Source organism: Kineococcus lubricus, from assembly GCF_050871965.1.
In the GTDB taxonomy this organism is placed as follows: domain Bacteria; phylum Actinomycetota; class Actinomycetes; order Actinomycetales; family Kineococcaceae; genus Kineococcus.
This window is the reverse complement of sequence record NZ_JBJLSK010000013.1, coordinates 95,652-121,349: the sequence shown is the minus strand read 5'-3', so window position 1 is coordinate 121,349 and position 25,698 is coordinate 95,652. Positions and strand designations below refer to the sequence as shown.

The following is a 25,698-nucleotide window of genomic DNA, read 5'->3' as shown; positions in this document are numbered from 1 at the left end:
GACGGAGCCGCCTCGCGGCTCACACGTCCCGACCACCACCAGGGAGTGAGCGCCGATGCTTCTCGAGAGAGATCTCATCCAGTCCGTGGGATTCCGCAACGTCCGCGAGGGTGGTGAGATCACCGGTTTCCAGTTCCGCGTCCGGATGCCCTCCTACCGCGGCATGGCGGCCTCCCTCATCGACGGCATCGGGGTGCGCATCCCCGGCCTCGTCGACGTCGCGCCGGACGTGCCGCGCTGGACGCTGCAGGGCGGCACGTACACCCTCGAGGAGCTGTGGGCCGGCGACGGCCTGCGCTGGCCGCTGGAGGACGCCGCCGTCATCACCGTGCCGCTCCCGGGTGGCCTGCCCGACGGGATCCACGAACTCACCGTCGACCTGCGCCTGCGCATGTCCTACATCCCGGCCGAGCACCAGCCCAGCCGGTACGTCGTCACCAAGCACGTGACCCTCTCACCCGAGGCGGTGGGCGCGCCGTTCAGGTACGGCGTCTCGCTCTACAGCTTCACGGACGACTACGGCACCGCCCTGGACCTGGAGTCCGCGCTGCGCTCGATCGCCGACCTCGGGGCCACCGGCGTCGAGATCCTGGGGGAGGGGCACGTCCCGAACTACCCCGACCCGCCGCAGTCCTGGGTGGACGAGTGGTTCACGCTGCTGGAGCGCTACGGCCTCGAACCGACGAACTACGGCTCCTGGATCGACACCCGGCTGCACTCCAGCGGCCCGGACGGCCGCGACATGACCGTCGAGGAGGGCGCCGCCGCGCTCCAGCGGGACCTGCGGCTGGCCAAGCGCCTCGGCTTCCGGTTCGTGCGCCCCAAGATCGGGGTCGTCACCGGCGACCTCGTCCCGCACCCCATCTGGACCGAGGTCGTCGAACGCTCGCTGCCGCTGGCCGCCGAGCTCGACGTGGTGATCTGCCCGGAGATCCACTCCCCGACGCCCATCCGGCACGAGGTCGTCGACGGGTACGTGGAGCTGATCGAGCGCACCGGGACCAAGCACTTCGGGATCCTGCTCGACACCGGCATCTTCCAGGACCGCCCGATCCCGCTGCGGGAGGGCGAGACGCGCGAGACGCGACCGGCCTTCCTCGACGGCATCGGCGTCGACCCCGCCGACGTCGCCCGCATCATCGAGCACGTCGTCTTCATCCAGGCCAAGTTCCACGACATCGACGACCACCTCGTGGACCAGCAGATCCCCTGGGAACCGGTCCTGCGCGCGCTCAAGGACGCCGGCTACACCGGGTACCTGTCCAGCGAGTACGAGGGGGAGCGGACGCCGTGGCGCTCGATCGAGCAGGTGCGCCGGCAGCACTCGCTGATGCGCCAGATCGCCGACCGGCTCTGACCCGCGCCGACCACCCGACCACCGGAGCACTCCCGTGACCTTCCAGGAAACCACCGCGCCCAACGGCCTGATCGCCCGCGACAGCCTGCGCCCGCACCCCGACGGCCTCGCGCTCCGGCTGACCCTGGCCTGGTACCGCAGCCTGTGGCTGTCGAGCGTGACGTCGCTGCGGGTCACCGTCGACGGCACCGAGGTGCCGCAGGACGACCTGACGTTCGAACTCGGCGGGGTCCGCTACGCCCCGGCCGACCTGCCCGGTCAGAGCGAGACGCTGTGGTTCCTCCAGGACCACCCCTCGCTCGTCGTCCGCCGCGACACGCCCGTGGCGCTGGGCGAGCAGCACGAGGTCGAGGTCGCCGGGGAGTTCCGGCTGCCGTACATGCAGATCGCGCCCGGCCAGGACGGCGGGCCGGGGGTGTACGTGCCGAACCACGTGCGGCAGGCCTTCGTCCTGACCGTCACCGACGAGGACGCGCCCGCCGCGGTGACGGTCTCCGACGTCCCGCCGCCGCCGGCCGCGGTGGAGGCGGACCCGTTCCAGCTCGGGCTGACGCTCTACTCGGCGAGCGCTGAGTTCCGTGCCGGCTGGTACGACTTCGACGGCCTGCTGGACCGGGTCGCCGAGCTCGGCATCGGCCCGGGCATCGAGATCGTCGCCTCGCAGGTGCTGCCGACCTACCCGGTCGTCTCGGACGAGTTCGTCGCGTCGTGGCGCGCCGCGTTCGACCGGCACGGCTTCGCGGCCAGCTCGTTCGGGGCCAACCTCGACATGGGCCGTCGCCGCGACCGCGACATGACCCCCGACGAGGAGTACGAGTTCAGCGAGCTCATGCTGCGCGGGGCGCGGAAGCTCGGGTTCCCCCTGGTGCGCATCCAGAGCGCCAAGCCGGCCCTGCTGCGGCGCCTGCTGCCGGTGGCCGAGGAGCTGGACCTCAGGCTCGCCTACGAGATCCACGCCCCGATGGGCCCGAACTCCGACCCGATCCTGCGGGTCCGGGAGACCTACGCCCAGCTCGACTCGCCGCTGCTGGGGTTCGTGGCCGACTTCTCCTCCACCATGCGGGCGATGTCGCCGACGCTGCTGCGGGCCGTGCGCCGGGCGGGGCTGGACGACGAGGCCGTGACGCGGCTGCAGGAGATCTGGGCGACCGACGCCCCGATGCGCCAGCGCCAGGAGGAGTTCATCGGGTACCTGCGGTCCAGGGGGTTCGACCCGGGCCGGCTGGGGTCGTTCGCGCACCTGGCCTTCAACATGCACGGCCACGTCGACCCCCGCGAGTGGGCCGACATCATGCCGCAGATCCTGCACGTCCACGCCAAGTTCTACGACATCGACGAGTCCGGGCAGGAACCGGCCATCGACTACCCCGAACTGGTGCGCGTGTTCGTCGAGGGCGGGTACCGCGGCTACTGGTCCAGCGAGTGGGAGGGGCACGCCTTCGCCGAGCTCGGCGAGGTGGACCCGCTGCTCCTCGTCCGTCGTCAGCACGACCTGATCCGCGCCGCGGTGCGGGAGGGCCTGCCGGTCTGAGCGGGGTGCGGTCGTCCGCGGGTCAGTGCTCCACCGACTCGCGGACGATCGCCCCGGCCTCCTTGAACAGGCCCCGCAGCCAGGCGTGCTCGGGGTCGCGCGCGTGCACCGGGTGCCACCACACGGCGTTGACGATCGGGGTGGCGTCGAAGGGCAGCGCCGCGACGCTCACCCCCGGCACGGAGGAGACCGCCGGGACGAGCGACTCCTGCACCAGGCCGATCCGCGTCGTGCCCGCCACGAAGTGCGCCAGGGACAGGAAGCTCTCGACGACGACCTCCACGCGCGGTTCGACCCCGAGCTGCTGGACCTGCCGGGCCGCGGACGTGAACGCCGTCGCCGACTGGTACGTCAGCACCCACGGCCGCCGCTCGATGTCGGCCATGGTCAGCGCGCCGTCCCGCGGGGCGTGCTCCTCGGCGACGATGGCGACCCAGCCGTCGCGCCACAGGTCGATGAACGGCAGTTCGGACAGGTGGCCGTGCGGGATGACCATGGCGTCGACCGAGCGGAGCCGCGTCGCCGCGTCCTCGACGATGGTCGGGTTGTGCAGCATGAAGCGCAGCCGGACCCCCGGCGCGCGCTCGGCGGCGAGTCGCGACACGACCCGCCCGACGGTGACGAAGCCGTAGTCGGACCCGTAGACGGAGAACTCGCGCGTCGAGTCGTCCGGGGACCAGTTCGCCTGGCTCTCGAACACCCGGCGGGCCGCCTCCAGGGCCGTCGAGGTGTGCTCGCTGAGGCGGACGGCGAAGGGCGTCAACTCGTAGGTGTTCCCGCGGCGGGCCAGGATCTGGTCGCCGAAGTAGTTCCGCAGCCGGCCCAGCGAGGCGCTGAGGGCCGGCTGGCTCAGCATCAGGCGCTCGGCCGCCCGCGTGACGCTCTTCTCCGTGAGCAGGGCGTCGAGCGCGACCAGCAGGTTGAGGTCCAGACGGGCTAGCTGGGCGTGGTCGGCCACCGGTCGTTCCTCGGCTTCCTCGGCGTGGACGGCGTATCGACGGCGACGATACGCACCGCCGCGCGCCTCCACGACGCCGATGCCCCGACCGGGTGGACGCGACCACGGCTTATGTCGTGCATCGGCAAGACTTATGTGCATATCCAGCACATGCGGGCCATGATGACCGGGTACAGCAGGTGCTCGACGACGAGCGCCGACGATGACGTCAGAGAGGCTGGACATGGCACGACAGCGTCGATCTGCGCGAGGGTGGACTGCGCTCACCGCGTTCCCCGTCACTGCCGTCCTGCTCACCACCGGGTGCTCCGACGCCCGGAGCGCGGACGGCTCCGGTGACGGTTCCGTCGAGTTCTCCATGGCCTACCAGGCCGCGAACAACCAGGAGAGCCCCTACGCGACGCTGGCCGAGGCCTACACGGAGTCCCACCCCGACGTCACGATCACGCTGAGCCCCCAGCCCAACGACAGCTACAGCCAGAACCTGCGCACGCAGCTGCAGGCCGGCAACGCCCCCGACGTCGTCCAGACCTCCCCGGGCAGCGGGCAGGGCAACGGCGTCGTCACCCTGGCCGAGGCCGGATTCCTCGAACCCCTGGACGACCGCTCCTCCGGGGTCGTCCCCGCCGGCAGCGAAGACCTGTTCGGCCGCGACGGCACCGTGTACGGGCAGCCGATGGAACTGACCGTCGTCGCCTCGGTGTTCAACCGGGCCGGGGCCCGGGCCGCCGGGGTGGCGGAGTTCCCCGCGGACTGGCCCGGCTACCTCGCGGCCTGCCGGGCCGCGCGGGCCGAGGGCACCTCGATGCTCGCCCTGGCCGGCAGCGCCCCGCCCAACACGGGCATGATGGCCATGTCGATCTCCGCCAGCCGCGTCTTCGCGCAGGACCCGGACTGGAACACCCGGCGCAGCGCCGGCGAGGTGACTTTCGCCGACAGCCCGGGGTGGAGCGACACGCTCGAGACCGTCCTGGAGATGGACGAGGCCGGGTGCTTCCAGCCCGGCGCGGAGGCCGGTGGCTTCGACGCCATCACCAACGGACTGGGGCAGAACACCTCGTTCGGCGCCTTCGTGCCGTCGGCGACGGCGCTGGAGATCGAGAAGGCCGCCCCCGACACCGACCTGGTGATCGAGCCGTTCCCCGTGGCCGACCAGGAACCGTGGGTCCTGGCCAGTTCCAACTACTCCCTGTCGATCAACGCGGCGTCGGATCAGAAGGCGGCCGCCCAGGAGTTCCTGGACTGGGTGGCCGAACCGGAGCAGGCGAAGGCCTTCGCCGAGGCGTCCGGCGCCCTGCCGGTGACCGGGTACGCCGACCTCGACCTGTCCGGCACCATCTACGCGCCCGTCGCGGACCTGCTGGCCTCGGGCAGCTTCTCCCCGCTGCCCAACAACGGCTGGCCCGACGCCGCCGTGTACGACGCCCTCGGGACGGGGGTCCAGGGTCTGCTGACCGGGCAGACCACGGTGCAGGACGTGCTGCGCTCGATGGACGCGGCATGGGACGAGTGACCGTCCCCGACGCGCGGGAGAACACCTCCCGCGCCAGTCGGCACGACAGACAACGAGGGTACGAGATGTCAGTGACAGAGAACCCGGAGACCGCGGACCTGACCGGACCCGGCGAGGGCCGCGACCGAGGCCGCCCCGGCGGCCGGCGAACCCCGAGCCTCGGCTACGGGCACTGGTGGTGGGCCCTGCCGGGCATCGTCCTGGTCGTGGCCATCCACTACGCGGCGACCACCGCGGGCGGGGTGTTCGCGTTCACCGACTGGTCCGGCATCGGATCGTTCCAGTGGGTCGGCCTGGAGAACTTCGAGGCGATCCTCAGCGACCCCTCGAAGCTGCACGCGCTGGGCAACACCCTGCTGCTCGCCTTCGGATCGGTGATCCTGTCCAACGCCGCCGGCCTGGCCATCGCGGTGAACCTGAACCGGGTGCTCAAGAGCCGCTACGTCCTGCGGACCCTGTTCTTCATGCCGGTGGTCCTGAGCCCGCTGGCGACCTCCTACATCTGGAAGTACATCTTCCAGTTCGACGGTCCCCTCAACGCCGTGCTGCGCGCCGTCGGTCTCGACAGCCTCACCCGCCCCTGGCTGGCGGACCCGCAGTTCGCCATCTGGACGATCCTCGTGGTCGTGGTCTGGCAGAACATCGGCTTCTCGATGGTCATCTACATGGCCGGCCTGGCCGCGGTGCCCGTCGAGATCGAGGAGGCCGCCGCGATCGACGGGGCCGGGCTCTGGCAGCGCTTCTGGAACATCGTGCTCCCGGCCATCCGCCCGGCGGTCGCCATCGCCACCACCCTCGGCCTCGTCAACGGCCTGCGCATCTTCGACCAGATCATGGCCCTCACCGGCGGGGGACCGGCCGACGCGACCGCCACCCTGGCGACCGAGGTCTACAAGCAGGCGTTCTCGCTGGGCAACTTCGGGTACGGCGCCGCCCTCGCGCTCGTGCTCACCCTCATCATCCTGGTCTTCGCGGTCGTCCAGCAGCGCGTGACCCAGGGGAACAAGGAGGACTGACATGTTCCGGTACACGAAGTTCTCGGCCCTGCGCGAAGCGGGCACCTGGCTGATCGCCCTGGTCTACCTGGCCCCGTTCTACCTGGTCGTGTCGATCGCGCTGAAGTCGGACCAGGAGGTCTTCACGACCCCGGCCCTGGCACCCCCGAGCGAGCCCACGCTCGGCAACTTCTCGCGGGTGCTCACCGCGACCGGTCAGAGCAACGTCCTGCTGGGCCTGGCCAACAGCCTCGCCATCACCGCCGGCAGCATCGTGGTGATGGTCCTGCTCGGCGCCCTCACCGGGTACGTCATCGCCCGGACCGCGCGCCGCTGGAGCCGGGCGGTGTACTACCTGTTCCTCATCGCCATCGTCCTGCCGACGCAGCTGGGCACCGTCCCGCTGTACATCGGGGCCCGCACGCTCGGGCTGACCGGGTCGGCGTGGGGCATGGTGATCCTCTACAGCGGGATGCTCATGCCGCTGGCCATCTTCATCTACGCCGGGTTCTTCCGGGGGCTGGGGACGAACTACGAGGAGGCCGCCACGATCGACGGGGCCAGCCGGTCGCAGATCTTCTTCCGCATCGTGCTGCCGCTCATGGCCCCGGCCACCGGGACCGTCTCCATCCTCGCCGGCCTCATCGTCTGGAACGACTTCTTCACCTCCCTCATCTTCCTGGGTGGCTCCACGGCCCAGACCCTCCCGGTGGCGATGTACTACTACATCGGCTCGCTGGTCTCGCAGTGGAACCAGATCTTCGCGATCGTCATCATCTCGATGATCCCGATCCTCGCCTTCTACCTCTTCGCGCAGAAGCGCTTCATCCAGGGGTTCGCCGGCGGCCTGAAGGGCTGACCCGGACACCCCCTCCCCGACCGACCGATCGACAAGGACGTCCCGTGTACCGACTCGCGCCCAACATCGAACTCCTCTTCGCCGAAGCCGGCGACTACCACGACCGGGTCCGGGCCGCCGCGGCCGCCGGGTTCGACGCCGTGGAGATGTGGGGACCGACGGGGGCCGACGCCCCCGCCCAGCCGAAGGACATCCCGGCCCTGAAGGCCGCGCTGGAGGAGACCGGCGTCTCGCTCGTCGCGCAGCTGGCCGAGCCGCGCACCCAGTTCATGATCCCGCCGCGGGACCACTCGGAGTTCTACCGCAAGCTCGACGAGGGCGTGCGGATCGCCCAGGAGCTGGGCAACCGCCGCATCGTGGTGGGCAGCGGGACGGGTTTCGGCGGCGCCAAGCGCCAGACCCAGCTGGACGACCTCGCCGACGTCTACCGCAAGGCCGTCGGTCAGATCGAGGGGTCCGGCGTCCACCTCGTCCTGGAAGCGGTCAACGTGCGCGTCGACCACCCCGGGGCGCTGCTGGACCGCACCGCCGAGTCCGCCTACGTCGCCCGGCAGGTCGACTCGCCGTCGTTCGGCATCCTCTACGACGTCTACCACTCGGCCGTCGAGGGGGAGGACATGGCCGCCGAGCTGGCCGCCGCGGGTGACCTGGTGCAGTACGTGCAGGTCGCCGACGCGCCGGGCCGGGGCGAGCCCGGGTCGGGGAACCTGGACTGGGCCGAGCGGCTCGGCCTGCTGCGCAGCGCCGGGTACGACGGCCCCATCGGGCTGGAGTACTACCCGACCCGGGAGTCCGCGGCGTCGGTGCAGCTGATCCAGCGGGTGGCGGCCCAGGCATGAGCGGGCGGTACCCCGCCGAGGTCGACGTCGCGATCGTCGGCAGCGGCCCGACCGGTGCCGCCTACGCGCGCGTGCTCAGCGAACGCGCCCCCCACGCGCGCATCGCGATGTTCGAGGCCGGCCCGCTGGTGACCGACCCGCCCGGGGCCCACGTGAAGAACATCGCCGACCCGCAGGCCCGCGAGCGCGCCCAGCGCGCCTCGGAGGGGCCCGGCAGCGCAGCGGCGACCGTCGACTCCCCGGGGGCCGTGCGCAGCGGGGAACGCCGCGCCCGTCCGGGCACGTTCCTGCTGGCGGACGGGTACGCGTTCCCCGGTGAGGACGGTCTGCCGGTCGCCGCCATGTCGAGCAACGTCGGCGGCATGGCCTCGCACTGGACGGCGGCCTGCCCCCGGCCGGGCGGGTCGGAGCGGGTCGACTTCCTGCCCGACCTCGACGAGCTGCTCACCGAGGCCGAGCGGCTGCTGGGCGTCACGACCGACGCCTTCGACGGGTCGGTGTACGCCGACGTCGTCCGCACCCGCCTCGGGCAGGCCGTCGACGAGGGGCGCACCGCGCCCTCGCGGGTGCAGCGGATGCCCCTGGCGGTGCACCGGCGCCCCGACGGGGTGCTGGTGTGGTCAGGTTCCGACGTGGTGCTGGGGGACCGGACGCGCGAGAACCCGCGCTTCACCCTGTTCCCCGAGTCGCACGTGTCCCGGGTGCTCGTCGAGGACGGCCGCGCGGCCGGGGTCGTCGTGCGCGACGTGCCGACCGGGGAGTCCTCGACGGTGCGGGCCCGGTTCGTGGTGGCCGCGGGCGACGCGCTGCGGACCCCGCAGCTGCTGTGGGCCTCGGGGGTGCGGCCCGCCGCGCTGGGGCGGTACCTGAACGACCAGACGCAGGTCGTGTTCGCCGCCCGCCTCACCGGGGTGGACCCGGCCGACGCCCCCGCCTCGACGTCGCCGCAGGTCGGGCTGAGCGCGACCAGCGGGGTCAGCTGGGTCCCGTTCACCGACGACCTGCCGTTCCACGGGCAGGTGATGCAGCTCGACGCCTCGCCCGTCCCGCTGGCCGAGGACGACCCGGTGCTGCCGGGGACCATCGTGGGGCTGGGGTTCTTCTGCGCCAAGGACCTGCAGGAGAGCGACCGCCTCGAGTTCGACGACGAGGTGAGCGACGCGTACGGCATGCCCGCGATCCGGGTGCACTACAGCCTGACCGGTGAGGACCAGAAGGTCGTCGACCGGGCCTGCGAGGAGATCGTGCGCCTCGGGCGCGCGGTGGGGGAGCCGCTGGGGGACGCCCCCTTCGTGCTGCCGCTCGGGTCCTCGCTGCACTACCAGGGCACCACCCGGGCCGGTGCGGACGACGACGGCCGCAGCGTGGCCGGCCCCGACAGCGAGGTCTGGTCGGTCCCGGGCCTGTTCGTCGCGGGCAACGGCGTCATCCCGACCGCGACGGCCTGCAACCCGACCCTGACGTCGGTCGCGCTGGCCGTGCGCGGGGCGCGGGCCATCGCCTCCCGGCTCCAGCGCGACCACGAGGAGATCGTGTGACCACCACCACCAGCACCAGCACCGGTTCCAGCACGAGCAGCGGCATCGCCGGGACCGGCATCCGGCTCGGGACGACGCTGTACTCCCTCACCAGCGAGTTCGCGGCGGGGCACTACACGCCCCGGACGCTGATCGCCGCGGTCGCCGAGGCCGGCATCGGCCCCGGCGTCGAGTTCAACCTCGCGCAGGTGCTGCGGACCTACCCCGACGTGGACACCGACTTCGTCCGGCTCTGGTTCGACACCCTCGACGAGCACGGTCTGGAACCCAGCGCCGTGGGCACCAACCTCGACATGGGCCGGCGCCGGGACCGCGACATGACCCCGGACGAGGAGTACGACTTCCTCGCGCGGCAGTTGCGGACCGCGCACACCCTGGGGTTCAAGACCGTCGTCATCCGGTCGGCGGGCAAGGAGCTCCTGCGCCGGTTGCTGCCGCTGGCCGAGGAGCACGACCAGAAGCTCGGTTACGAGATCCACGCCCCGTCCGGTCCCAACGACCCCCGGGTCCTGGGCATCCGCGAGGTGTACGAGGAGCTCGGCAGCGACCGCCTGGGGTTCACCGCCGACTTCTCCTCCACCATGCACAGCCTGTCGCCCACCCTGCTGCGCACGCTGCGGCAGATGGGGATGCCGGAGGAGTACTCCACCGTCATGGACGGGATCTGGCGCAAGCCGGCCCCCATGCACGTCCGCAACCAGGAGTTCGAGGACTTCCTCGCCTCCGAGGGGTTCGACTCCGCGCGACTCGGACCCTTCACCCGCCTGGCCTTCAACATGCACGGGCTCGTGCCGACGCGCGAGTGGCTGGACATCATGCCCCAGATCGTCCACGTGCACGCCAAGTTCTACGACATCGGCGCCGACGGCCAGGAACCGGCGATGGACATCCCGGACATCGTCCGGCAGTTCGTCCGGGGCGGGTACCGCGGCTACCTCTCCAGCGAGTGGGAGGGGCACGCGTTCTCCGACCTCGGCGAGGCCGACCCCGTCGACCTCGTCGTCAAGCAGCACGCCCTGATGCGCCGCGCCGTCGAAGACGCCGTCGCCGACCGTACCGAAGGAGAACAGGCCCGTGACTGACACCGTGCTCGACGACCTCAAGAAGCAGGTCGAAGCGCTCACCGTCGAACTCGCCGAGGTGCGCCACGTGGCGCGCCTGGCCAAGGACCGCGGCGAGGTCGAGAACCTCTTCAACCGCTACATGTTCCTGCACAACGCCTTCCAGGACGAGCAGATCATCCCGCTGTGGGCCGAGCGCGGGACCCCGGGGATGCGGGCCCGCTACACCAACGCCGGGCAGTACGTCGACTACGACAGCATCATCCGCTACCACCAGGGCCGGCCCACCCCCACCGGGAAGCTGATCCTGCACGCCACGACGACGCCGGTCATCGAGGTCGGCAGCGACGAGACCGCCAAGGGCGTGTGGATCATGGCCGGCACCGAGTCCGGGCTGACCGACCCCGCGGTCGCCGAGGACAGCCCGGACTACATGTACTCGCCCGGTCTGGTCGACGGGAAGAAGGTGTGGGCGCACTGGGTGTGGTGCAAGTACGCCGTCGACTTCATCAAGCAGCACGGCGAGTGGAAGATCTGGAAGTTCCGGTGCTACGAACTGGCCCGGGCCCCCTTCGAGGAGAACTGGGTCAGCTTCGGGGAGAAGAACCAGCACGCGTTCGACCTCGACCTCATGTACTTCGGCGACGACGGCAAGGCCGTCTTCATGCCGCCCGCCGACGAACCGGCCCCGGAGGAGAACCACCCGTACAGCCCGCGGACGCGGCAGAAGCTCGAACCCACCCCGCCGGCGCCGTACGACGTCTTCGAGGACACCTTCCGGTGACCGTCTCCCCCGGGAAGGACTGACGTGGCCACCCACAACTCCCTCTTCTCCGACCGGGACGTCCGGCGCCTGCCCGACGGCATCGCGGTCGCGATCCAGATCCCCTGGTACCGCAGCCTGTGGCTGTCGGCGGTGGACGACGTCGCCGTCCGGGTCGACGGGACCGCCGTCCCGGCCGACCGCGTCCGCTTCGAGCTGCAGGGCCGCAGCTACCGCGTCGAGGAGCTCCCCGAGCAGTGGGACACCCTGTGGTTCCTCGCCGACCGCCCCGACGTGGTCGTCACGCTCGACGAGGTGCCGCCGCCCGGCGCCCCGGTCACGGTCGAGGTCGTGCTGACGATGCGGCTGCTGTACATGCAGATCTCCCCGGGCCAGGACGGGGGACCGGGCCGGTACGTGACGAACCGCGTGCCGGTCGAGCGCACCGTCGTGCTGGCCTGACGTCCCACCCGCGACACCCGAGACACCCCACCACCCACCACTCGACGACGAGGACCACCGGTGACCGACGTCCTGAACGTGCTCATCCTCTCGGGCCACATGACCCGGGAGCACGACAACGAGTTCCGCAGCTTCCGCCAGCACAACGCGTGGCTCACGACGCTCCTGGAGGACACCGGTCGCTTCCGCGTCCGGGTCGTCGAGGACCCCCGCGGGCTGGGCGCCGAGGTCATCGACAAGTACGACGTCGTCCTCGTCGTCTTCGAGGGCCGCGACGGCTACCACGACAAGGCCGTCGGGTTCGGCGCCGAGACCGACCGGGCGCTGCTCCGGTTCGTCCACGACTCCGGCAAGGGGATCGTGTGGTTCCACGGTTCGGCCGCGCAGGAGGACGACTGGGGGTACCCGGAGGAGTACAACGTCATGCGGGGCGCGAAGCTCAGCGTCCCGACCGGGTTGCGCCCCCGCCCGTGGGGCGAGGCGCTGCTGCGCACCACCGAACCGCGGCACGAGATCACCGAGGGCATCAGCGAGACCTGGACCGTCACCGGCGACGACATCCTCACCGGGGTCCAGCTGTACGACGGCGCCCGGGTGCTGCTGACCACCTTCGACGACCTGGAGTCCTACGAGAAGGCGCCGGTGTGGCCGATGTCGCACTACCCGGTGGCGATCCCGCCCGAGGGGCTGTCGGGCCTGCCGGGCGTGAACACCGACCAGCCGCTGGCCTGGATCAACGAGTACGGCGCCGGGCGCTCGTTCACCATCACCATCGGGCACGACATCGACACCTTCCGGCGGATCGAGTTCATCCGCATGTTCCCCCGCGGCGTCGAGTGGGCCGCCACCGGGAAGGTCACGCTGACGGGGCCGGACCGCCGTGGTGACCGTCGCATCAACCCCTGGCCGTACTACCACGGCGAGGGCTGACCCGCGGGGCGCGGACGACGACGGAGGGGCCGGTCGAGGTGACCGGCCCCTCCGTCGTGCTCAGACCCCCACGCCGTCGCGGGCCGCGGCGTCCAGGGTCAGCGCCTCCCGGGCCAGGCCCAGGTGCGACCGCGTCATCTCCCACGGGTCGGCGCCCAGCCACTCGTGCCCACCCCACTCGCTGCACAGCGTCCCGGCGAAACCGCTGCGGCGCAACGCCGAACCCACGGCGCGCAGGGGTTCCGACACCCGGCCGCCGGAGTCGTCGAGGTCCCAGAACTTCAGGTGGACCGCCGAGACGAGCGGCAGGACGGCCTCGAGATCGGCGACCTCGGAGCGCCCGAACCGCACGAGGAGGTCCATGTACAGCGTGTGCACCGTCGGCGGGACACCGCCCGAGGCCAGCAGCTCCCGGACGGCCGCGTCCGTGGCCGGGTCCCGCCACTGCTCGCGCAGCCGGTGCAGGAGGTCCCCGGGCAGACCCGCGCGCGCCAGTTCCTCCAGGTAGGTCACCGGCAGCGCCGGCATGAGCATGCTGATGTCCAGCAGCAGCCGCACCCGGGGATCGGCGAGGTCGGCGATCCGCGCGTAGGCCTCGGCGTGCGCGGGGTGGTCCGGGGTCTGCCCGCCCTGCACCTCCTCGAACAACACCAGGTCCAGCTCGTGCAGCAGCGGGACCAGGCGGGGCAGCAGCACGGGCCCGGCCTGGCCGATCGGCAGCCGCACCCCGGCCGCCCCCAGCGCGGCCGCGGCCCGCAGTTGCGGTTCCAGGAAGGCGAACCGCTCGTCGTCGGTCCGGCGGCGCCGGGAGTCGGCCCAGTCGTCGATGCTGACGCCGACCACGCTGACCCGGCCGCCGTGCCGGGTCAGGTCGGCGCGCAGCGCCTCGGCCTCCTCGCGCGCCGGCCGGGGGAAGGACCGCCACAACTGGCCGAGCTCGACCTCGACGTGGTCGGCGACGCCGCGGCGCACCAGGGACACGGCGAGGTCGGGGGCGGTCTGCTCGGCCGCGACGAGGGCGGGGGTGAGGTTGAAGGCGCTGGCGGACAACGTCCAGCCCGCGGGCAGGGTCCCGGGCAGGGTCCCGGGCAGGGTTTCGGGCAGGGTTTCGGGCAGGGTTTCGGGCAGGGTCACGGGGAACTCCTCGGTGGGTCTCGGCGCCACGTGCCGTCTCAGGCGACGTCGAGCGAGACGGTCGGGCGGGCCGGCGCGGCGTCCAGTTCCAGCGCGCGGGAGTCGTGGAAGGGCAGGGCCAGCGGAGCGGTCGGGGGCCCTTGGAGGTAGGGGATCGTGAGGGCGAAGCCCACCGACACGTCGTGCCGGCCGGGGGAGAGGGTTTCGCCGACGTGCAGCACCACCCGGTCCTGCACGAACCACCAGCCGGGTTCGTCCTGGAGCCCGGCGGGGGGCACGTCGCGGGGTCCCAGCCGGACGTGCGGGTCGACCGGCCGACCGTCGACCTCGACGGTGAGCCGGGTCAGGCAGGCCAGCGGCAGGGAGCGGATCCAGGGCAGCGAGAGGCGGACCGTGAAACCGTCGGGGGTGGAACCGAGCGCGTCGGTGCGCAGGGCGGGGGTCATGGCGGGCACTCCCTCGTGTCGCGGTGTGGACGGGGCCCACCTCCGGTGGGCCGGGACGTCAGGTCGCGGCGGGGGCTCCGTGGATCGCCGCGACGGTGGGACGGCCGTCGGCGAACCAGCGCGGGAAGGTGACGTCGAACAGCTGCTCCTCGAGCAGGTCGACCCCGCCGCGCAACGGTTCACGGACGTCCGGGAGCGAGTTCACCACGACCAGGTCCCTGGTGGCCAGGGGCAGCGACAGTTCGTACACCCGTTGACGCACACCGGCGAGGAAGAACTCCCCCGCGGCCGCGACGGCACCGCCGACGACGATCACGGCGGGGTTGAAGACGTTGACGAGGGTGGCGATCGCCTCGCCCGCGACGTGGGCGGCGCGCTGCACGAGCGTGATGGCCAGGGCGTCGCCGTTCTCGGCGGCGCGGGCGATGGTCTCCGGGTCGAGCTTCTCACCCGCCGCGACCCGGTCGGCGAGGATCCCGCGCGCACCGTCGGCGACGGCCGCCTCGGCGTCGCGGACCAGGGCCCAGCCGCCGGCGACGGCTTCCAGGCAACCGACCTTCCCGCACCGGCAGCGGGCCTGCGAACCGCTCACGCGGACGTGGCCGATGTCGCCCGCGGCACCGTTGTTGCCGCGGTGGATGTGCCCGCGGGACAGGAAACCCGCGCCGATCCCCGTGCCGATCTTGAAGTACACGAGGTCCCGGTCGGCGCGACCGGGGCGGGCGCGTTCCCCGCAGGCCAGCAGGTTGACGTCGTTGTCGACCCAGACGGGGGCGCCGAAGTGCTCCTGGAACCGCCCGCGCACGTCGAAACCGTTCCAGCCCGGCATGATGGACGGTGCCACCGGCCGTCCCGTCCCGAAGTCGACGGGGCCGGGGACCCCGACCACCACCGCCCACAGCGGCGGGGCCGGGGACAGGCGCCGCAGGAGGCCGTCGACGAGCGCGGCGGCGGTGGACAGCGTCTCCTCGGGACCGCGGGCGATGTCCCAGCCCGTGTGCGCCTGGTCGAGGATCCGCCCGTCGAGGGTGGTGACCCCGACGTGGATGTGCAGGCCGCCGAGGGCACAGACGACGAGGAGCCCCTGCTCGGACCGGAACCTGAGGGTGCGCGGCGCGCGGCCCCCCGAGGACGGTGCGAACTCGGCGTCCTCCAGGAAACCCCGCTCGATGGCGTGCTCGACCCGCTGGGACACCACACCCCGGCCCAGGCCGGTGACGCGGCCGATCTCGGGACGGGTGGTGGCCTCCCCGAGCCGGACCATGTTCACGATCCGCAGGAGGCTGGTGACTTCGTCGGTCTGGGCGCCGAAACGCAGGGTGGAGGCGCTGGCCATGCTCGATCTTGACACGGCGCACGGTGTGGTGGTGCACGCGGAACGCCCCCTACAGTTCGTGTCGGCGCCTCTTCTGCCGCTTTCGCGCCTAACCCGACCTCGCAGCAGACAGCACAGGAGGACCGTCATGACCTGGGGCGTGGGCATCATCGGCGCCGGACCGGGCGTCGCGGCCCTGCACGCGCCGGTCCTCGCGCGGACCGGGGGAGCGTTCCGGCTCGTGCACGTGGCCGACGCCGGCAGCGGCCGTGCCGCCGCGATCGCGACGGCGTTCGGCGCCCGTTCCTCCACCGGGACCGCCGACCTGCTCGCCGACCCCGGGGTGGACGTCGTCGCGGTGTGCAGCCCGCCCGCGCTGCACGCCGAGCAGGTGCTGGCGGCCGTCGCGGCGGGCAAGCGGGCGGTGTTCTGCGAGAAACCCCTCGCCACCGTCGCCGGGGACGCGCGCCGCGTGGTGGACGCCTGCGCGCGGGCCGGGGTCGCGCTGGTGGTGGGGACGAACCACCTGTTCGACCCCGCGTGGGCGCGCGCCAAGCACCACATCGACGCGCTGCGCGAACCGGTCGCGGCGGTGACGGTGACGCTCGCGCTCGCGCCGAACAGCCGCTACCACGCGGTGGTCTCCGGTGCTGCGCCGCAGCCCGCGGCCGGGGGCCGCCCGCCGCTGGACCTGTCCGGGGCGGCGGTGCGCGCCGGGCTCGTGCGGCAGCTCGTGGTCGGTCTGGCCGTGCACGACCTCCCGCTGGTGCGGGACCTGCTGCCGGTCTTCGAACGGGTCGAGCACGCGCGGGCGCTCGCCCCGCTGGGCGTGGAGCTGGTGCTCCGCTCGACCGGTGCGCTCGTCCGCTTCAGCGCCGTCATGGTCCCCGAGGGCGCCGACACCCTCTGGCGGCTGACCGTCCACACCGCCGGGGACCGGGTCGAGGTGGACTTCCCGCCGCCCTTCGTCCACGCGGGCAGCGCCCGGGTGACCGTGCGGGACCTCGGGGGGCGGTGCACGCGGTACCCCGTCGACCCCCTCGACGGGTACGTGGCCGAGTGGACCGCCCTCGCCGACCTGCTGCGCGAGGGTCACGTCGTCGAGTACGCCGAGGTGCTCGCCGATGCCGAGCAGGTCGTCGCGATCGCCGACGCCGCGGAGCGGTTCGTCCTGACCGGAGCGGTCGCGTGAACCCCCGGCCCGTGCCCGTGCACGTCCCGGCCCCGCGGTGGCGCTGCGCGGTCGACGAACTGGTGCCCCGGGTGGTCCCGGTGGACGGACCGGCGGACGCGGTGTGCCTGCTGGACGGCCACGGGCCGTGGTGGCGGGAGGTCGAGCGGTTGTTCGCCGCCGGGGCCCGCGGCGCGGTGGTCGTCTCGCCGTCGACCGCGCCGGTGGACCGGGTCGAGGCGCTGACCGCCCTCGGCGGGCCCGTCGCGCTGTGCCGCCCACGCCTGGAGGGCCGGACGCCGCCCGGCCCCGGGGCGGCACCGCACCTGGTCGTGGCCGACGTGGTCGCCGCCCGCGCCCGGGCCGCCACCGCCGTGCGGGACGCGGCGGGCTGGGCGCGCCACCTGGCCGGCTCCGCGCTCGTCCCCGAGGCGGTCACCGGCGGCGGTGCGGCCGTGGTCGTCACGTCGACCTCGACGGCCGGCGTCCCGGTGACGCTGACCCTGGCCGTGGGTCCCGCCGAGACGTCCACCGCCCTGGACGTCGTGGCGGTCGGGCCGGCCCGCGCCGAGGTGCGCGTCGACGACGCCACCGGACGGCGCGAGGTCGCGGTCACCGACGACCGCGGCACCCTGGTCCTGCCGTGCCGGTACGAGGACGGCGCCCGTTCCGCGCTGCGCCGCGTCGTCGGGGCGCTGGCCGCCGGGGAGGCGGGGGCGGCCGGCCTGCCCGACCTGGCCGAACTCGTCGCGGACGAGGAGATCGCGCAGCGGGTCGTGGCGGCGTTGCGGCCATAAACCGCGCCGATGCTCGGCATCCACGACATCCGCTTCCGTCGGGTACCACTTCCGTCGGATAGTGGACGAAGGGTCGCCGAAACTCCGGGGACCAGAAAGGGTCGAAGATGATCAAGCTGCTCTCGCACCTGTCCCACGTCGCGATCACGTCGCCGGACGTCGAGGCGTCGGTGGAGTTCTACACCACGCACGTCGGGCTGACCGAGGTCGCCCGCGAGGACGGGAGGGTCTACCTCCGCTGCTGGGGTGACTACTACGCCTACTCGGTCGTCGTCGTGCCCGGTGACGAACCGTCGCTGGAGACGATGGCCTGGCGCACCTCCAGCGCCGAAGCCCTCGAGGAGGCCGCCCGCCGCCTGCAGGCCGCCGGTGTCGACGTCGAGTGGTTCGACGGGTACCGCATCGGCAAGGCCCTGCGCTTCGTCGGCCCCTGGGGTCACAGCATGACGCTGCACTGGGACGTCGAGCGCCACACCGCGCAGCCGCGGACCGCCTCGATCTACCCCGACCGCCCCGAGAAGCGCAGCACCGTCGCCGGCGCTCCCCGCCAGCTCGACCACGTGACCGTCGCCACCAGCGACGTCGACGCGTTCGCCAAGTGGTACGACGACGTCCTCGGGTTCCGCACCATGGCCCGCACGGTCCTGGACGAGGCCCCGGTCTCGGTGTTCTCCGTGCTCACCACGAACGAGAAGTCCCACGACCTCGGGGTGGTCCTGGACGGGTCCACCCGCGCCGGGCGCGTCAACCACTACGCGTTCTGGGTCGACACCCGCGAGGAACTGCTCATCGCCGCGGACGTCCTGATGGAGAACGGGATCCCGATCGAGTACGGGCCCTCCATCCACGGCATCGGTGAGCAGAACTTCCTGTACTACCGCGAGCCGTCGACGCTGCGGATCGAGCTGAACACCGGCGGCTACCGGAACTACGTGCCCGACTGGGAGCCGAACACCTGGAAGCCGTCGCTGGGCTCGAACAACTTCTACCGCAACGGCGCCATGCCGATGTCGATGACGGAGTCGTTCCCGCCGGCCGACGGCCCGAGCGCGACCGAGGAGGGCGTGCCCGAGGAGATCCGCGAGGCGCTGCTCAACCCCTACGCCGTGCAGGGCCGCGGCTGACCCACCCCGGGGCGGCGGAGGCGGTCACCGCCTCCGCCGCCGCACCAGTTCGTCCGCACCCCCTGGAGCCCCCTTGACGACGACGTCGCACGGCCTGACCGCCCCCTTCGCCCTCGCCCGGTTCCGCGACGGCGACCGGGTCCACCTCGGCGTGGTCGCCGCGGACCGGGTCCGCGCGCTCAGCCGGGAGGACCTCGGCGCGGACGGCCTGAACGCGTTCCTGGCCGACCCGGACTGGGACCGGATCGGCGCCATCGCCTCCGCGCAGGAGGGGGAGTGGCGAGCGCTGGCGGACGTCACGCTCACCGCGCCCGTCGAACCCCGGCAGGTCCTGCAGACCGGGGCGAACTACCGTCAGCACGTCATCGAGCTCGTCGCGGCGGGCCTGACGCAGAACACCGACCGGACGCCGGAGCAGGCGCGGCAGTCCGCCGCGCAGATGATGGACGCCCGCGCCGCGAACGGCGAGCCGTACTTCTTCATCGGCCTGCCCGCGTGCGTCGTCGGCGACGACGTGCCGCTGGTGCTGCCCGGGTACAGCGAGGTCCACGACTGGGAGCTCGAACTCGCGGTGGTCATCGGCCGCGAGGCGTTCAGGGTCCGGCGCGAGGACGCGATGTCGCACGTCGCGGGGTGGACGGTCGTCAACGACGTCACCACGCGGGACCTGGTCTTCCGCAAGGACATGAAGGAGATCGGCACCGACTGGTACCGGGCCAAGAACGCCCCCGGGTTCCTGCCGACGGGTCCGTTCCTGGTGCCCGCGCCCTTCGCCGACCCCGCCGACCTGGAGGTGCGTCTCGACCTCAACGGGGAGACCATGCAGGACGCCTCGACGTCGGACCTGCTCTTCGACGTCCCCGCGCTGATCTCCGGCGCGTCGCAGACGGTGCCGCTGCTGCCCGGCGACCTCCTGCTCACCGGCAGCCCGTCCGGCAACGGGCAGCACTGGAAGCGGTTCCTGCGCGACGGTGACGTCATGACCGGCACCATCGGCGGGCTGGGCACCCAGGTCGTGCGCTGCGTCGCGCAGGCGTCGGCGTGAGCGTCCCGGGCGGCGTCCCGAGCGAGGACCCGCGCGACCTGGACCGCCGCGACCCCGCGGCGGAGGTCGCGGCCCGGGCGCAGGCGTACCGCAACTGGGGCCGCTGGGGCGAGGACGACGTCCTGGGGACCCTGAACTTCATCGACGCCGCCAAGCGCGTCGAGGCGGCCGCCCTCGTCCGCACCGGTGAGGTGCTCTCGCTGGCCCAGGCGTTCGACGCCGACGGACCGCAGAAGGGGTGGCGCCGGCGCACGAACCCCGTCCACACGATGATCGACACCGGGCTCGAGGCCGAGCACGGCAAGCAGGGTTTCCCGCACGGCATCGGCGGCGCCGACGACGTGATCGCGATGCCCCTGCAGTGCTCGACCCAGTGGGACGGGCTGGGGCACATCTTCGACCGCGGCCGGGCCTGGAACGGCCGGCGCGCCGGTGACGTGGTCACCAGCGACGGCGACCTGGTGACGGGCATCGAGCACGCCGCCGGCGTGATCGTCTCGCGCGGGGTGCTGCTCGACGTGGGCCGCCACCTCGCCCCCGGCACCGGGGAGCTGGAGGACGGTCACCCCATCACCGTCGCCGACCTCGAGGCGACCCAGCGGGCCCAGGGCCCCTCCAGCGCCCTGGGGCGCGGCGACATCCTGCTGGTGCGGACCGGGCAGTACGCCCGGACCCGGCGCCAGGGGTGGGGCGAGTACGCCGGAGGACCCGCCCCCGGGCTCTCCCTGACCACGGCCGGGTGGCTGCACCGCACCGAGCTGGCCGCCGTCGCCACCGACACGTGGGGTTTCGAGGTGCGCCCCAACGAGTTCGACGTCCCCGCGTTCCAGCCGTTGCACCAGGTCGTCATCCCCAACACCGGTCTGACCATCGGGGAGATGTGGGACCTGGACGCCCTGGCGGACGCCTGCGCGGCCCAGGGCCGCTGGGAGTTCCTGCTGTCGGCGGCGCCGCTGCCGATCACCGGGGCCGTCGGATCACCGATCAACCCCGTCGCCGTACTCTGACCGCCACGACGACACCACCGAGAACACCGAGGTTCTGACATGAGTGCAGTCCAGAAGGCCGCGATCGTCGGCAGCGGGGTCGCCGGGCTGGCCGCCGCCATCCAGCTCGCCAAGGGCGGGGTCGAGGTCGACCTCTTCGAGGCCAAACCCGAGCTGAGCGCCCTCGGCTCGGGCATCTCCCTGCAGGGCAACGCGCTGCGCGTGTTCGACGCCCTCGGGGCGTGGGACGACGTCCGGGCCGCCGGGTACCCCTTCGAGGGGCTGACCCTGCGTGCGCCCGGTCCCGACGCCCCGATCGTCGCGCAGCTGCCCGACGTCAAGACGGGCGGCCCGGACTACCCGGCCGCGATGGGCATGCCCCGGGCCGAGCTGGCCCGCATCCTGCTCGCCCACGCCGAGAAGGCCGGGGCCCGGGTCCGCTTCGGGGTCGAGGTCAGCGCCGTCGAGCAGCACGCCGACTCGGTCGAGCTTTTCGCCGGGGACCGGCTGGGCCGGTACGACGTCGTCGTCGGTGCCGACGGGCTGAACTCCACGGTGCGGGGCCTGATCGGCATCACGACCCGCCCGCAGCCGACGGGCATGGGGATCTGGCGCACGTTCGTCTCCCGGCCGGCGGAGGTGGAACGCAGCGAGCTGTACTACGGCGGCCCGGTGTTCATCGCGGGGTACACCCCGACCGGGGAGAACTCGATGTACGCCTTCCTCGTCGAGGCGGCGCAGGACCGGTTCGGCGTCGGCGACGAGGAGGCGACGCGCATCATGGTCGAGCAGTCCCGGGCCTACGGCGGCCCGTGGAACGCGATCCGCGCCGACCTCGAACGCGGCGCCAGCGCGAACTACACCTGGTTCACCCACCACCTCGTCGAGGGGCCCTGGAACCGCGGTCGCGTCGTCGTCATCGGCGACGCGGCGCACTCGTGCCCGCCCACCATCGCGCAGGGCGCCGCGCAGGGGCTGGAGGACGCCCTCGTCCTGACCGAGCTGCTGCTCGACCGCCCGGACGTCGACCAGGGGCTGTGGGACGACTTCCACGCCCGGCGCCGTCCGCGCGCCGAAGCCGTCGTGCGCGCCTCGGTGCAGCTCGGGCAGTGGCAGCTCGACGGGGTCCGCGACGCCGACGTGCCCGGCCTCATGGCCGGCATCGCGCACCGGATGGCGGTGCCCGCGTGAGCGTCGACGTCCACGCCCACGTCCTGCTGCCCGAGCTGCACGCGGCCGTGGAGCAGCGCGCCCCCGAGCTGGTCGCCGCGGCGGCCGCGCTCGAGGCGCGCCGCAACGGGCCCGAGAGCCTGAAGGCCTCCGGCGCCATGATCGGTGAGCGGTTCGGCCGGCTCACCGACGTCTCGGCCCGCCTCGCCGCCATGGACGCCCAGGGGGTGGACCGGCAGTGGGTGAGCGTCTCCCCGAACCACTTCTACCCGTGGGCGCCCGAGGGCCTGGCGGTGTGGGTCGCGGCGGAGACCAACCGGCTCGTCGCCGAGCACGTCGCGCAGGCCCCCGACCGGCTCGCCGGCCTCGGCGTCGTGCCGCTCCAGCACCCGCACCGGCTGGTCGAGCACCTCGACGACGCCGTCCTCGGCCGTGGTCTGGCCGGGGTGGAGATCTCCTCGTCCGCCGGCGACGTGGAACTGTCCGACCCCCGCCTGGAACCGTTCTGGGCCCGCGCGGAGGAACTGCGCACCGTCGTCTTCCTGCACCCCTTCGGCTGCAGCCTCGACGAGCGGCTCGACCGCTTCTACCTGTCGAACACGGTCGGGCAGCCCGTCGAGAACGCCGTGGCGCTCTCCCACCTCATCTTCTCCGGGGTGCTGGACCGGTACCCGCAGCTGCGGGTCCTGGCCGCCCACGGCGGCGGCTACCTCCCGACGGCGATCGGCCGCAGCGACCGCGCCTGGGCGGTCCGGCCCGAGGCGCACGGCTGCGCCCACGCCCCCTCGACCTACCTGCGCCGCCTGTGGTTCGACACGGTCGTGCACGACGAGGCCGCGCTGCGCGCCCTGGTCGCCGTCGCCGGCGCCTCGCAGGTCGTGCTCGGCAGCGACTTCCCGTTCGACATGGGTCTGGACGACCCCGTCGGGTTCGTGCGGGCGGCCGGTCTGGGAGAGGAGGAGACCCGTCGCGTGCTGGAGGGGAACGCGACGGAGCTCCTGCGCTCGCGGGTGTCGGCGTGAGGATCGCGCGCTGGCGCCACGCGGGCACCGGCGAGGTCGGCGAGGGTTTCGTCGTGGGGAACCGGTCGGGGGACCGGGTGGTCCCCTTCCCCGGAGGGCTGACCGTCGCCGACGTGCTGGGCCGGGGCCTACCCGCCGCACGGCGCCTGCACGAGGACCTGCCCGGGGACCTGTCCGGGGACCTGTCCGGGGACCTGTCCGGGGACCTGTCCGGGGACGGGGGAACCGACGGGGGCGCGCCCCTGGAGGACGTGACGCTGCTCAGCCCGCTGGTGCCGGCCGCGATCCGCGACTTCGTCGCCTTCGAGGAGCACGTCGAGGGCGTCAGCGCGTCGGTCGACGGCCGCAGCGAGGTCGTGCCGCAGTGGTACGAGGCGCCGACGTTCTACTTCACGAACCCGCACACCGTCCTCGGCCCGGCCGACCCGGTGTCGCCGCCGGTGACCGAACGGCTGGACTTCGAACTGGAACTCGCCGTCGTCATCGGTGCGGTGGACGGGTCCGACGGGGCGAACCTGACGCCCGAGGCCGCCGCCGGGCACGTCTTCGGGTACACGGTCATGAACGACTGGTCGGCCCGGGACCTGCAGGCGCGGGAGATGAAGGTGCGGCTCGGCCCGGCCAAGGGCAAGGACTTCGGCACCTCGCTGGGGCCGTGGATCGTGACGGCCGACGAACTGCACGAGTTCCTGGACGACGACGGTTTCCTCGCCGTGCGCGCGCAGGCCCGCGTCAACGGTGAACTCGTCGGCGAGGACCTCGTCTCGAACACCGGCTGGCCGCTGCCCGAGCTCGTCGCCTACGCCGCGCGGAACTCCCGGGTGGTCCCCGGGGACGTGCTGGGGTCGGGGACGACCGGGAACGGGGGGTGCCTGGGTGAGCTGTGGGGCCGCCGCGGCGAACTGGACCCGCCGCCGCTGCGCGAGGGCGACACCGTGTCGCTGTGGATCGAGGGGATCGGGGAACTCGCCGCGGTCGTGGGGCCCGCGGTGCCCGCCCCGGCGGTCCCGGCCGCCCGGCCCCGACCGCGCACCCGGCGCCGCGCAGGGAACCCCCCACTTCTGTCCGATACCGACCGAAGCGGGTAGGGTGGACGTGACGTCGGGGCCCCTCGCGGGGCTCGTCCGCCGGGGCGCTGCCGCCCCGGCGGCACATCCGGTCGCGTCGACGGCCCGATCGATCGGGCACCCCCACATGACGCTCTCCGTCGCCAGGCTCCGCCTCCTGGTCGCCTCCCTCCTGTCCGTCTCCTTCCTCGGTGCCCTCGACCACACGGTCGTGTCCACCTCCCTGGCCACCATCGCCGGGGACCTCGGCGCCCTCGAGCACCTCTCGCAGGTGGTCGTCGGCTACACCGTCGCGAGCACCGTGCTGGTGCCGGTCCTGGGCCAGCTCGGCGACGCGGTCGGGCCGCGCCTGGTCTTCCTCACGTCGCTGGTGGCCTTCCTGGTCTCCTCGTCCTGCTGCGGCCTGGCCCCCGACATGACGTGGCTCACCGTCGCGCGGATCGTGCAGGGTGCCAGCTCGGCCGGTCTGCAGCTCATGTCGCAGACCATCGTCGCCCAGGTCACCACCCCCCGGCAGCGGCCCGGGTACCTCGCCGTCATCGGCGCGGCCTTCCCCGTCGCCATCCTCGTCGGCCCCCTCGTCGGCGGGCTGATCACCGACCACTGGGGCTGGCCCTGGGTGTTCTGGATCAACCTGCCCGTCGGCCTGGCCGCCCTCGTGCTCGCCGCCGTGGCGGTCCCGCACCTCGACCGCGCCCCCCGGCGCGGCTTCGACGGCCCGGGCGCGCTCACCTTCACCTCGGCGCTGGTCGCCCTGGTGCTCGCCGTGACGTGGACCCGGGAACCCCCGGCCGAGCACGCCGCAGCGGTCGCGTTCGCCGTCGCCGCGGTGGCGTTCGCCGCCTTCCTGCGGGTGGAGCTGCGCGCGGTCTCCCCGGTCGTCCCGCTGCGGATGTTCACCGACCGCGGTTTCGCCGCCGGTGCCGCCCTCTCGGCCGTCGTGGGCGTCGGGTTGTTCTCCGTCGTCTCCTACCTGCCCACCTACTTCCAGATGGCGTACCGCGTCAGCGCGACGGTGTCCGGCCTGGTCGCCATCGCCACGGTGTTCGGGATGCTGGTGACGAGCCTGCTGACCGGGCGGATCGCCTCCCGGACGGGGCGGTACCGGCTGTTCCCCGCCCTGGGCACGGCCACCTCCGCGCTCGGCCTGCTCGTCATGGCGTTCCTGCCGGTCGGGATGCCGCTGGCGGTCCCGGTGGTCGTGATGTTCGCCGTCGGTGCGGGCACCGGGGCGTTCATGAACCTCGTCGTCGCCGTCGTGCAGAGCGCCGTCCCGCGCTCGGAGATCGGCCGGGCCACCGCGTCGGTGAACCTCGTGCGGCAGATCGGCGTCAGCGTGACCACCGCCGTGATCGGCGGGGTCGTCGGGTTCGGCGTCGCGGCCCTGCTGCCGGCCGGCCTGGACGTGTCCGGCCTCACCCCGCAGGTGGCGGCCGCCGCGCCCGACGCCGTGCAGGCGCGGATCGCGTCGGCCTACGTCGAGGTGTTCTCGCCCGTCTTCCTCGCGCTCGCGGTGACGTACGCCCTCGGGTTCGTCGCCGCCGTCCTCCTGCCCCCCGGCCGACTCCCCGACGAACAGCCGTCGGCCGCCGACCCGATCGCCGCCTGACCGAAA

Annotated in this window: 24 protein-coding genes; 20 read left to right on the top strand and 4 right to left on the bottom strand. The window is 72.9% G+C overall.

The genetic code is table 11. From position 1 onward, the window contains the following. The first annotated feature begins 55 nt into the window (after nt 1–55). Together ACRYRX_RS11865 and ACRYRX_RS11860 are read left to right on the top strand one after the other, a co-directional pair. Nucleotides 56–1,357: a C-glycoside deglycosidase beta subunit domain-containing protein gene (locus tag ACRYRX_RS11865; RefSeq protein ID WP_432512134.1), complete on the top strand. Its 1,302-nt coding sequence runs from the start codon at nt 56–58 to the stop codon at nt 1,355–1,357. Nucleotides 1,358–1,391: 34 nt separating this feature from the next. Further along, nucleotides 1,392–2,888 carry a C-glycoside deglycosidase beta subunit domain-containing protein gene (locus ACRYRX_RS11860; protein WP_432512133.1) on the top strand — a complete coding sequence of 499 codons (1,497 nt, stop codon included), beginning with the start codon at nt 1,392–1,394 and terminating at the stop codon, nt 2,886–2,888. A 22-nt stretch (nt 2,889–2,910) separates the two neighbouring features. Here the strand turns inward: ACRYRX_RS11860 and ACRYRX_RS11855 are convergent, their stop codons facing one another. Next, complete coding sequence (locus tag ACRYRX_RS11855; protein WP_432512132.1) at nt 2,911–3,846, bottom strand: LysR family transcriptional regulator; 936 nt, start codon at nt 3,844–3,846, stop codon at nt 2,911–2,913. 358 nt (nt 3,847–4,204) lie between these two features. On the opposite strand from ACRYRX_RS11855, the gene ACRYRX_RS11850 reads away from it, so the two are divergent. From ACRYRX_RS11850 to ACRYRX_RS11810, 9 genes are all read left to right on the top strand, one after another. Next, a complete protein-coding gene (locus tag ACRYRX_RS11850; protein WP_432512131.1) occupies nt 4,205–5,359 on the top strand; it encodes an ABC transporter substrate-binding protein in 1,155 nt (384 codons plus the stop codon). 65 nt (nt 5,360–5,424) lie between these two features. Next, nucleotides 5,425–6,375 carry a carbohydrate ABC transporter permease gene (locus tag ACRYRX_RS11845; protein WP_432512130.1) on the top strand — a complete coding sequence of 317 codons (951 nt, stop codon included), beginning with the start codon at nt 5,425–5,427 and terminating at the stop codon, nt 6,373–6,375. Between the two features lies 1 nt (nt 6,376). Next, nucleotides 6,377–7,213: a carbohydrate ABC transporter permease gene (locus tag ACRYRX_RS11840; protein WP_432512129.1), complete on the top strand. Its 837-nt coding sequence runs from the start codon at nt 6,377–6,379 to the stop codon at nt 7,211–7,213. A 44-nt stretch (nt 7,214–7,257) separates the two neighbouring features. Continuing rightward, on the top strand, nt 7,258–8,052 hold the full coding sequence (locus ACRYRX_RS11835) for a TIM barrel protein (RefSeq protein WP_432512128.1): 795 nt from the start codon (nt 7,258–7,260) through the stop codon (nt 8,050–8,052). Continuing rightward, nucleotides 8,049–9,590 (top strand): GMC oxidoreductase, encoded by a 1,542-nt coding sequence (locus ACRYRX_RS11830; RefSeq protein ID WP_432512127.1) that lies wholly within the window; start codon nt 8,049–8,051, stop codon nt 9,588–9,590. Before ACRYRX_RS11835 ends, ACRYRX_RS11830 begins: the two co-directional genes overlap by 4 nt. Beyond that, nucleotides 9,587–10,672, top strand: coding sequence for a sugar phosphate isomerase/epimerase family protein (locus ACRYRX_RS11825; protein WP_432512126.1), 1,086 nt, complete (start codon nt 9,587–9,589; stop codon nt 10,670–10,672). Before ACRYRX_RS11830 ends, ACRYRX_RS11825 begins: the two co-directional genes overlap by 4 nt. Further along, nucleotides 10,665–11,435, top strand: a complete 771-nt coding sequence (locus tag ACRYRX_RS11820) for a nuclear transport factor 2 family protein (RefSeq protein WP_432512125.1) — start codon at nt 10,665–10,667, stop codon at nt 11,433–11,435. The genes ACRYRX_RS11825 and ACRYRX_RS11820 overlap by 8 nt, the downstream gene beginning before the upstream one ends. Before the next feature lie 24 nt (nt 11,436–11,459). Continuing rightward, nucleotides 11,460–11,876: a C-glycoside deglycosidase beta subunit domain-containing protein gene (locus tag ACRYRX_RS11815; protein ID WP_432512124.1), complete on the top strand. Its 417-nt coding sequence runs from the start codon at nt 11,460–11,462 to the stop codon at nt 11,874–11,876. Nucleotides 11,877–11,936: 60 nt separating this feature from the next. Further along, nucleotides 11,937–12,806 (top strand): ThuA domain-containing protein, encoded by an 870-nt coding sequence (locus ACRYRX_RS11810; RefSeq protein WP_432512123.1) that lies wholly within the window; start codon nt 11,937–11,939, stop codon nt 12,804–12,806. Between the two features lie 60 nt (nt 12,807–12,866). Here ACRYRX_RS11810 and ACRYRX_RS11805 read toward each other — a convergent pair whose 3' ends face one another. From ACRYRX_RS11805 to ACRYRX_RS11795, 3 genes are read right to left on the bottom strand one after another with little or no spacing between them, the layout of a single operon-like run. Beyond that, nucleotides 12,867–13,940: a restriction endonuclease subunit R gene (locus tag ACRYRX_RS11805; RefSeq protein ID WP_432512122.1), complete on the bottom strand. Its 1,074-nt coding sequence runs from the start codon at nt 13,938–13,940 to the stop codon at nt 12,867–12,869. A gap of 38 nt (nt 13,941–13,978) precedes the next feature. Further along, nucleotides 13,979–14,386, bottom strand: coding sequence for a hypothetical protein (locus ACRYRX_RS11800; RefSeq protein WP_432512121.1), 408 nt, complete (start codon nt 14,384–14,386; stop codon nt 13,979–13,981). Nucleotides 14,387–14,444: 58 nt separating this feature from the next. Continuing rightward, a complete protein-coding gene (locus ACRYRX_RS11795) occupies nt 14,445–15,722 on the bottom strand; it encodes an ROK family protein (RefSeq protein WP_432512120.1) in 1,278 nt (425 codons plus the stop codon). A 127-nt stretch (nt 15,723–15,849) separates the two neighbouring features. Between ACRYRX_RS11795 and ACRYRX_RS11790 the strand changes: the two genes are divergently transcribed. From ACRYRX_RS11790 to ACRYRX_RS11750, 9 genes are all read left to right on the top strand, one after another. Beyond that, nucleotides 15,850–16,893, top strand: a complete 1,044-nt coding sequence (locus ACRYRX_RS11790; protein WP_432512119.1) for a Gfo/Idh/MocA family protein — start codon at nt 15,850–15,852, stop codon at nt 16,891–16,893. Next, nucleotides 16,890–17,669, top strand: a complete 780-nt coding sequence (locus ACRYRX_RS11785) for a hypothetical protein (protein ID WP_432512118.1) — start codon at nt 16,890–16,892, stop codon at nt 17,667–17,669. Before ACRYRX_RS11790 ends, ACRYRX_RS11785 begins: the two co-directional genes overlap by 4 nt. A 107-nt stretch (nt 17,670–17,776) precedes the next feature. Then, entirely contained in the window at nt 17,777–18,793 is a 1,017-nt protein-coding gene (locus tag ACRYRX_RS11780; RefSeq protein ID WP_432512117.1) for a VOC family protein, read from the top strand. Nucleotides 18,794–18,866: 73 nt separating this feature from the next. Next, the gene (locus tag ACRYRX_RS11775; protein WP_432512116.1) at nt 18,867–19,838 is read left to right on the top strand and encodes a fumarylacetoacetate hydrolase family protein; all 972 of its coding nucleotides are present in this window, start codon (nt 18,867–18,869) and stop codon (nt 19,836–19,838) included. Further along, nucleotides 19,835–20,845, top strand: a complete 1,011-nt coding sequence (locus ACRYRX_RS11770; RefSeq protein ID WP_432512115.1) for a cyclase family protein — start codon at nt 19,835–19,837, stop codon at nt 20,843–20,845. Before ACRYRX_RS11775 ends, ACRYRX_RS11770 begins: the two co-directional genes overlap by 4 nt. Nucleotides 20,846–20,884: 39 nt before the next feature. Then, on the top strand, nt 20,885–22,015 hold the full coding sequence (locus ACRYRX_RS11765) for an FAD-dependent monooxygenase (RefSeq protein ID WP_432512114.1): 1,131 nt from the start codon (nt 20,885–20,887) through the stop codon (nt 22,013–22,015). After that, nucleotides 22,012–23,016 carry an amidohydrolase family protein gene (locus tag ACRYRX_RS11760; protein ID WP_432512113.1) on the top strand — a complete coding sequence of 335 codons (1,005 nt, stop codon included), beginning with the start codon at nt 22,012–22,014 and terminating at the stop codon, nt 23,014–23,016. The genes ACRYRX_RS11765 and ACRYRX_RS11760 overlap by 4 nt, the downstream gene beginning before the upstream one ends. Further along, nucleotides 23,013–24,104, top strand: a complete 1,092-nt coding sequence (locus tag ACRYRX_RS11755; RefSeq protein WP_432512112.1) for a fumarylacetoacetate hydrolase family protein — start codon at nt 23,013–23,015, stop codon at nt 24,102–24,104. Before ACRYRX_RS11760 ends, ACRYRX_RS11755 begins: the two co-directional genes overlap by 4 nt. A 106-nt stretch (nt 24,105–24,210) precedes the next feature. Further along, nucleotides 24,211–25,692: an MFS transporter gene (locus tag ACRYRX_RS11750; protein ID WP_432512111.1), complete on the top strand. Its 1,482-nt coding sequence runs from the start codon at nt 24,211–24,213 to the stop codon at nt 25,690–25,692. Nucleotides 25,693–25,698: the final 6 nt, after the last annotated feature.

Coding starts and splice junctions, on each gene's coding strand:
- ACRYRX_RS11830 (WP_432512127.1), top strand. CDS start 8,049: ATGAGCGGGCGGTACCCCGCCGAGGTCGACGTCGCGATCGTCGGCAGC.
- ACRYRX_RS11795 (WP_432512120.1), bottom strand. CDS start 15,722: ATGGCCAGCGCCTCCACCCTGCGTTTCGGCGCCCAGACCGACGAAGTC.
- ACRYRX_RS11840 (WP_432512129.1), top strand. CDS start 6,377: ATGTTCCGGTACACGAAGTTCTCGGCCCTGCGCGAAGCGGGCACCTGG.
- ACRYRX_RS11800 (WP_432512121.1), bottom strand. CDS start 14,386: ATGACCCCCGCCCTGCGCACCGACGCGCTCGGTTCCACCCCCGACGGT.
- ACRYRX_RS11850 (WP_432512131.1), top strand. CDS start 4,205: ATGGCCTACCAGGCCGCGAACAACCAGGAGAGCCCCTACGCGACGCTG.
- ACRYRX_RS11780 (WP_432512117.1), top strand. CDS start 17,777: ATGATCAAGCTGCTCTCGCACCTGTCCCACGTCGCGATCACGTCGCCG.
- ACRYRX_RS11750 (WP_432512111.1), top strand. CDS start 24,211: ATGACGCTCTCCGTCGCCAGGCTCCGCCTCCTGGTCGCCTCCCTCCTG.
- ACRYRX_RS11865 (WP_432512134.1), top strand. CDS start 56: ATGCTTCTCGAGAGAGATCTCATCCAGTCCGTGGGATTCCGCAACGTC.
- ACRYRX_RS11765 (WP_432512114.1), top strand. CDS start 20,885: ATGAGTGCAGTCCAGAAGGCCGCGATCGTCGGCAGCGGGGTCGCCGGG.
- ACRYRX_RS11790 (WP_432512119.1), top strand. CDS start 15,850: ATGACCTGGGGCGTGGGCATCATCGGCGCCGGACCGGGCGTCGCGGCC.
- ACRYRX_RS11845 (WP_432512130.1), top strand. CDS start 5,425: ATGTCAGTGACAGAGAACCCGGAGACCGCGGACCTGACCGGACCCGGC.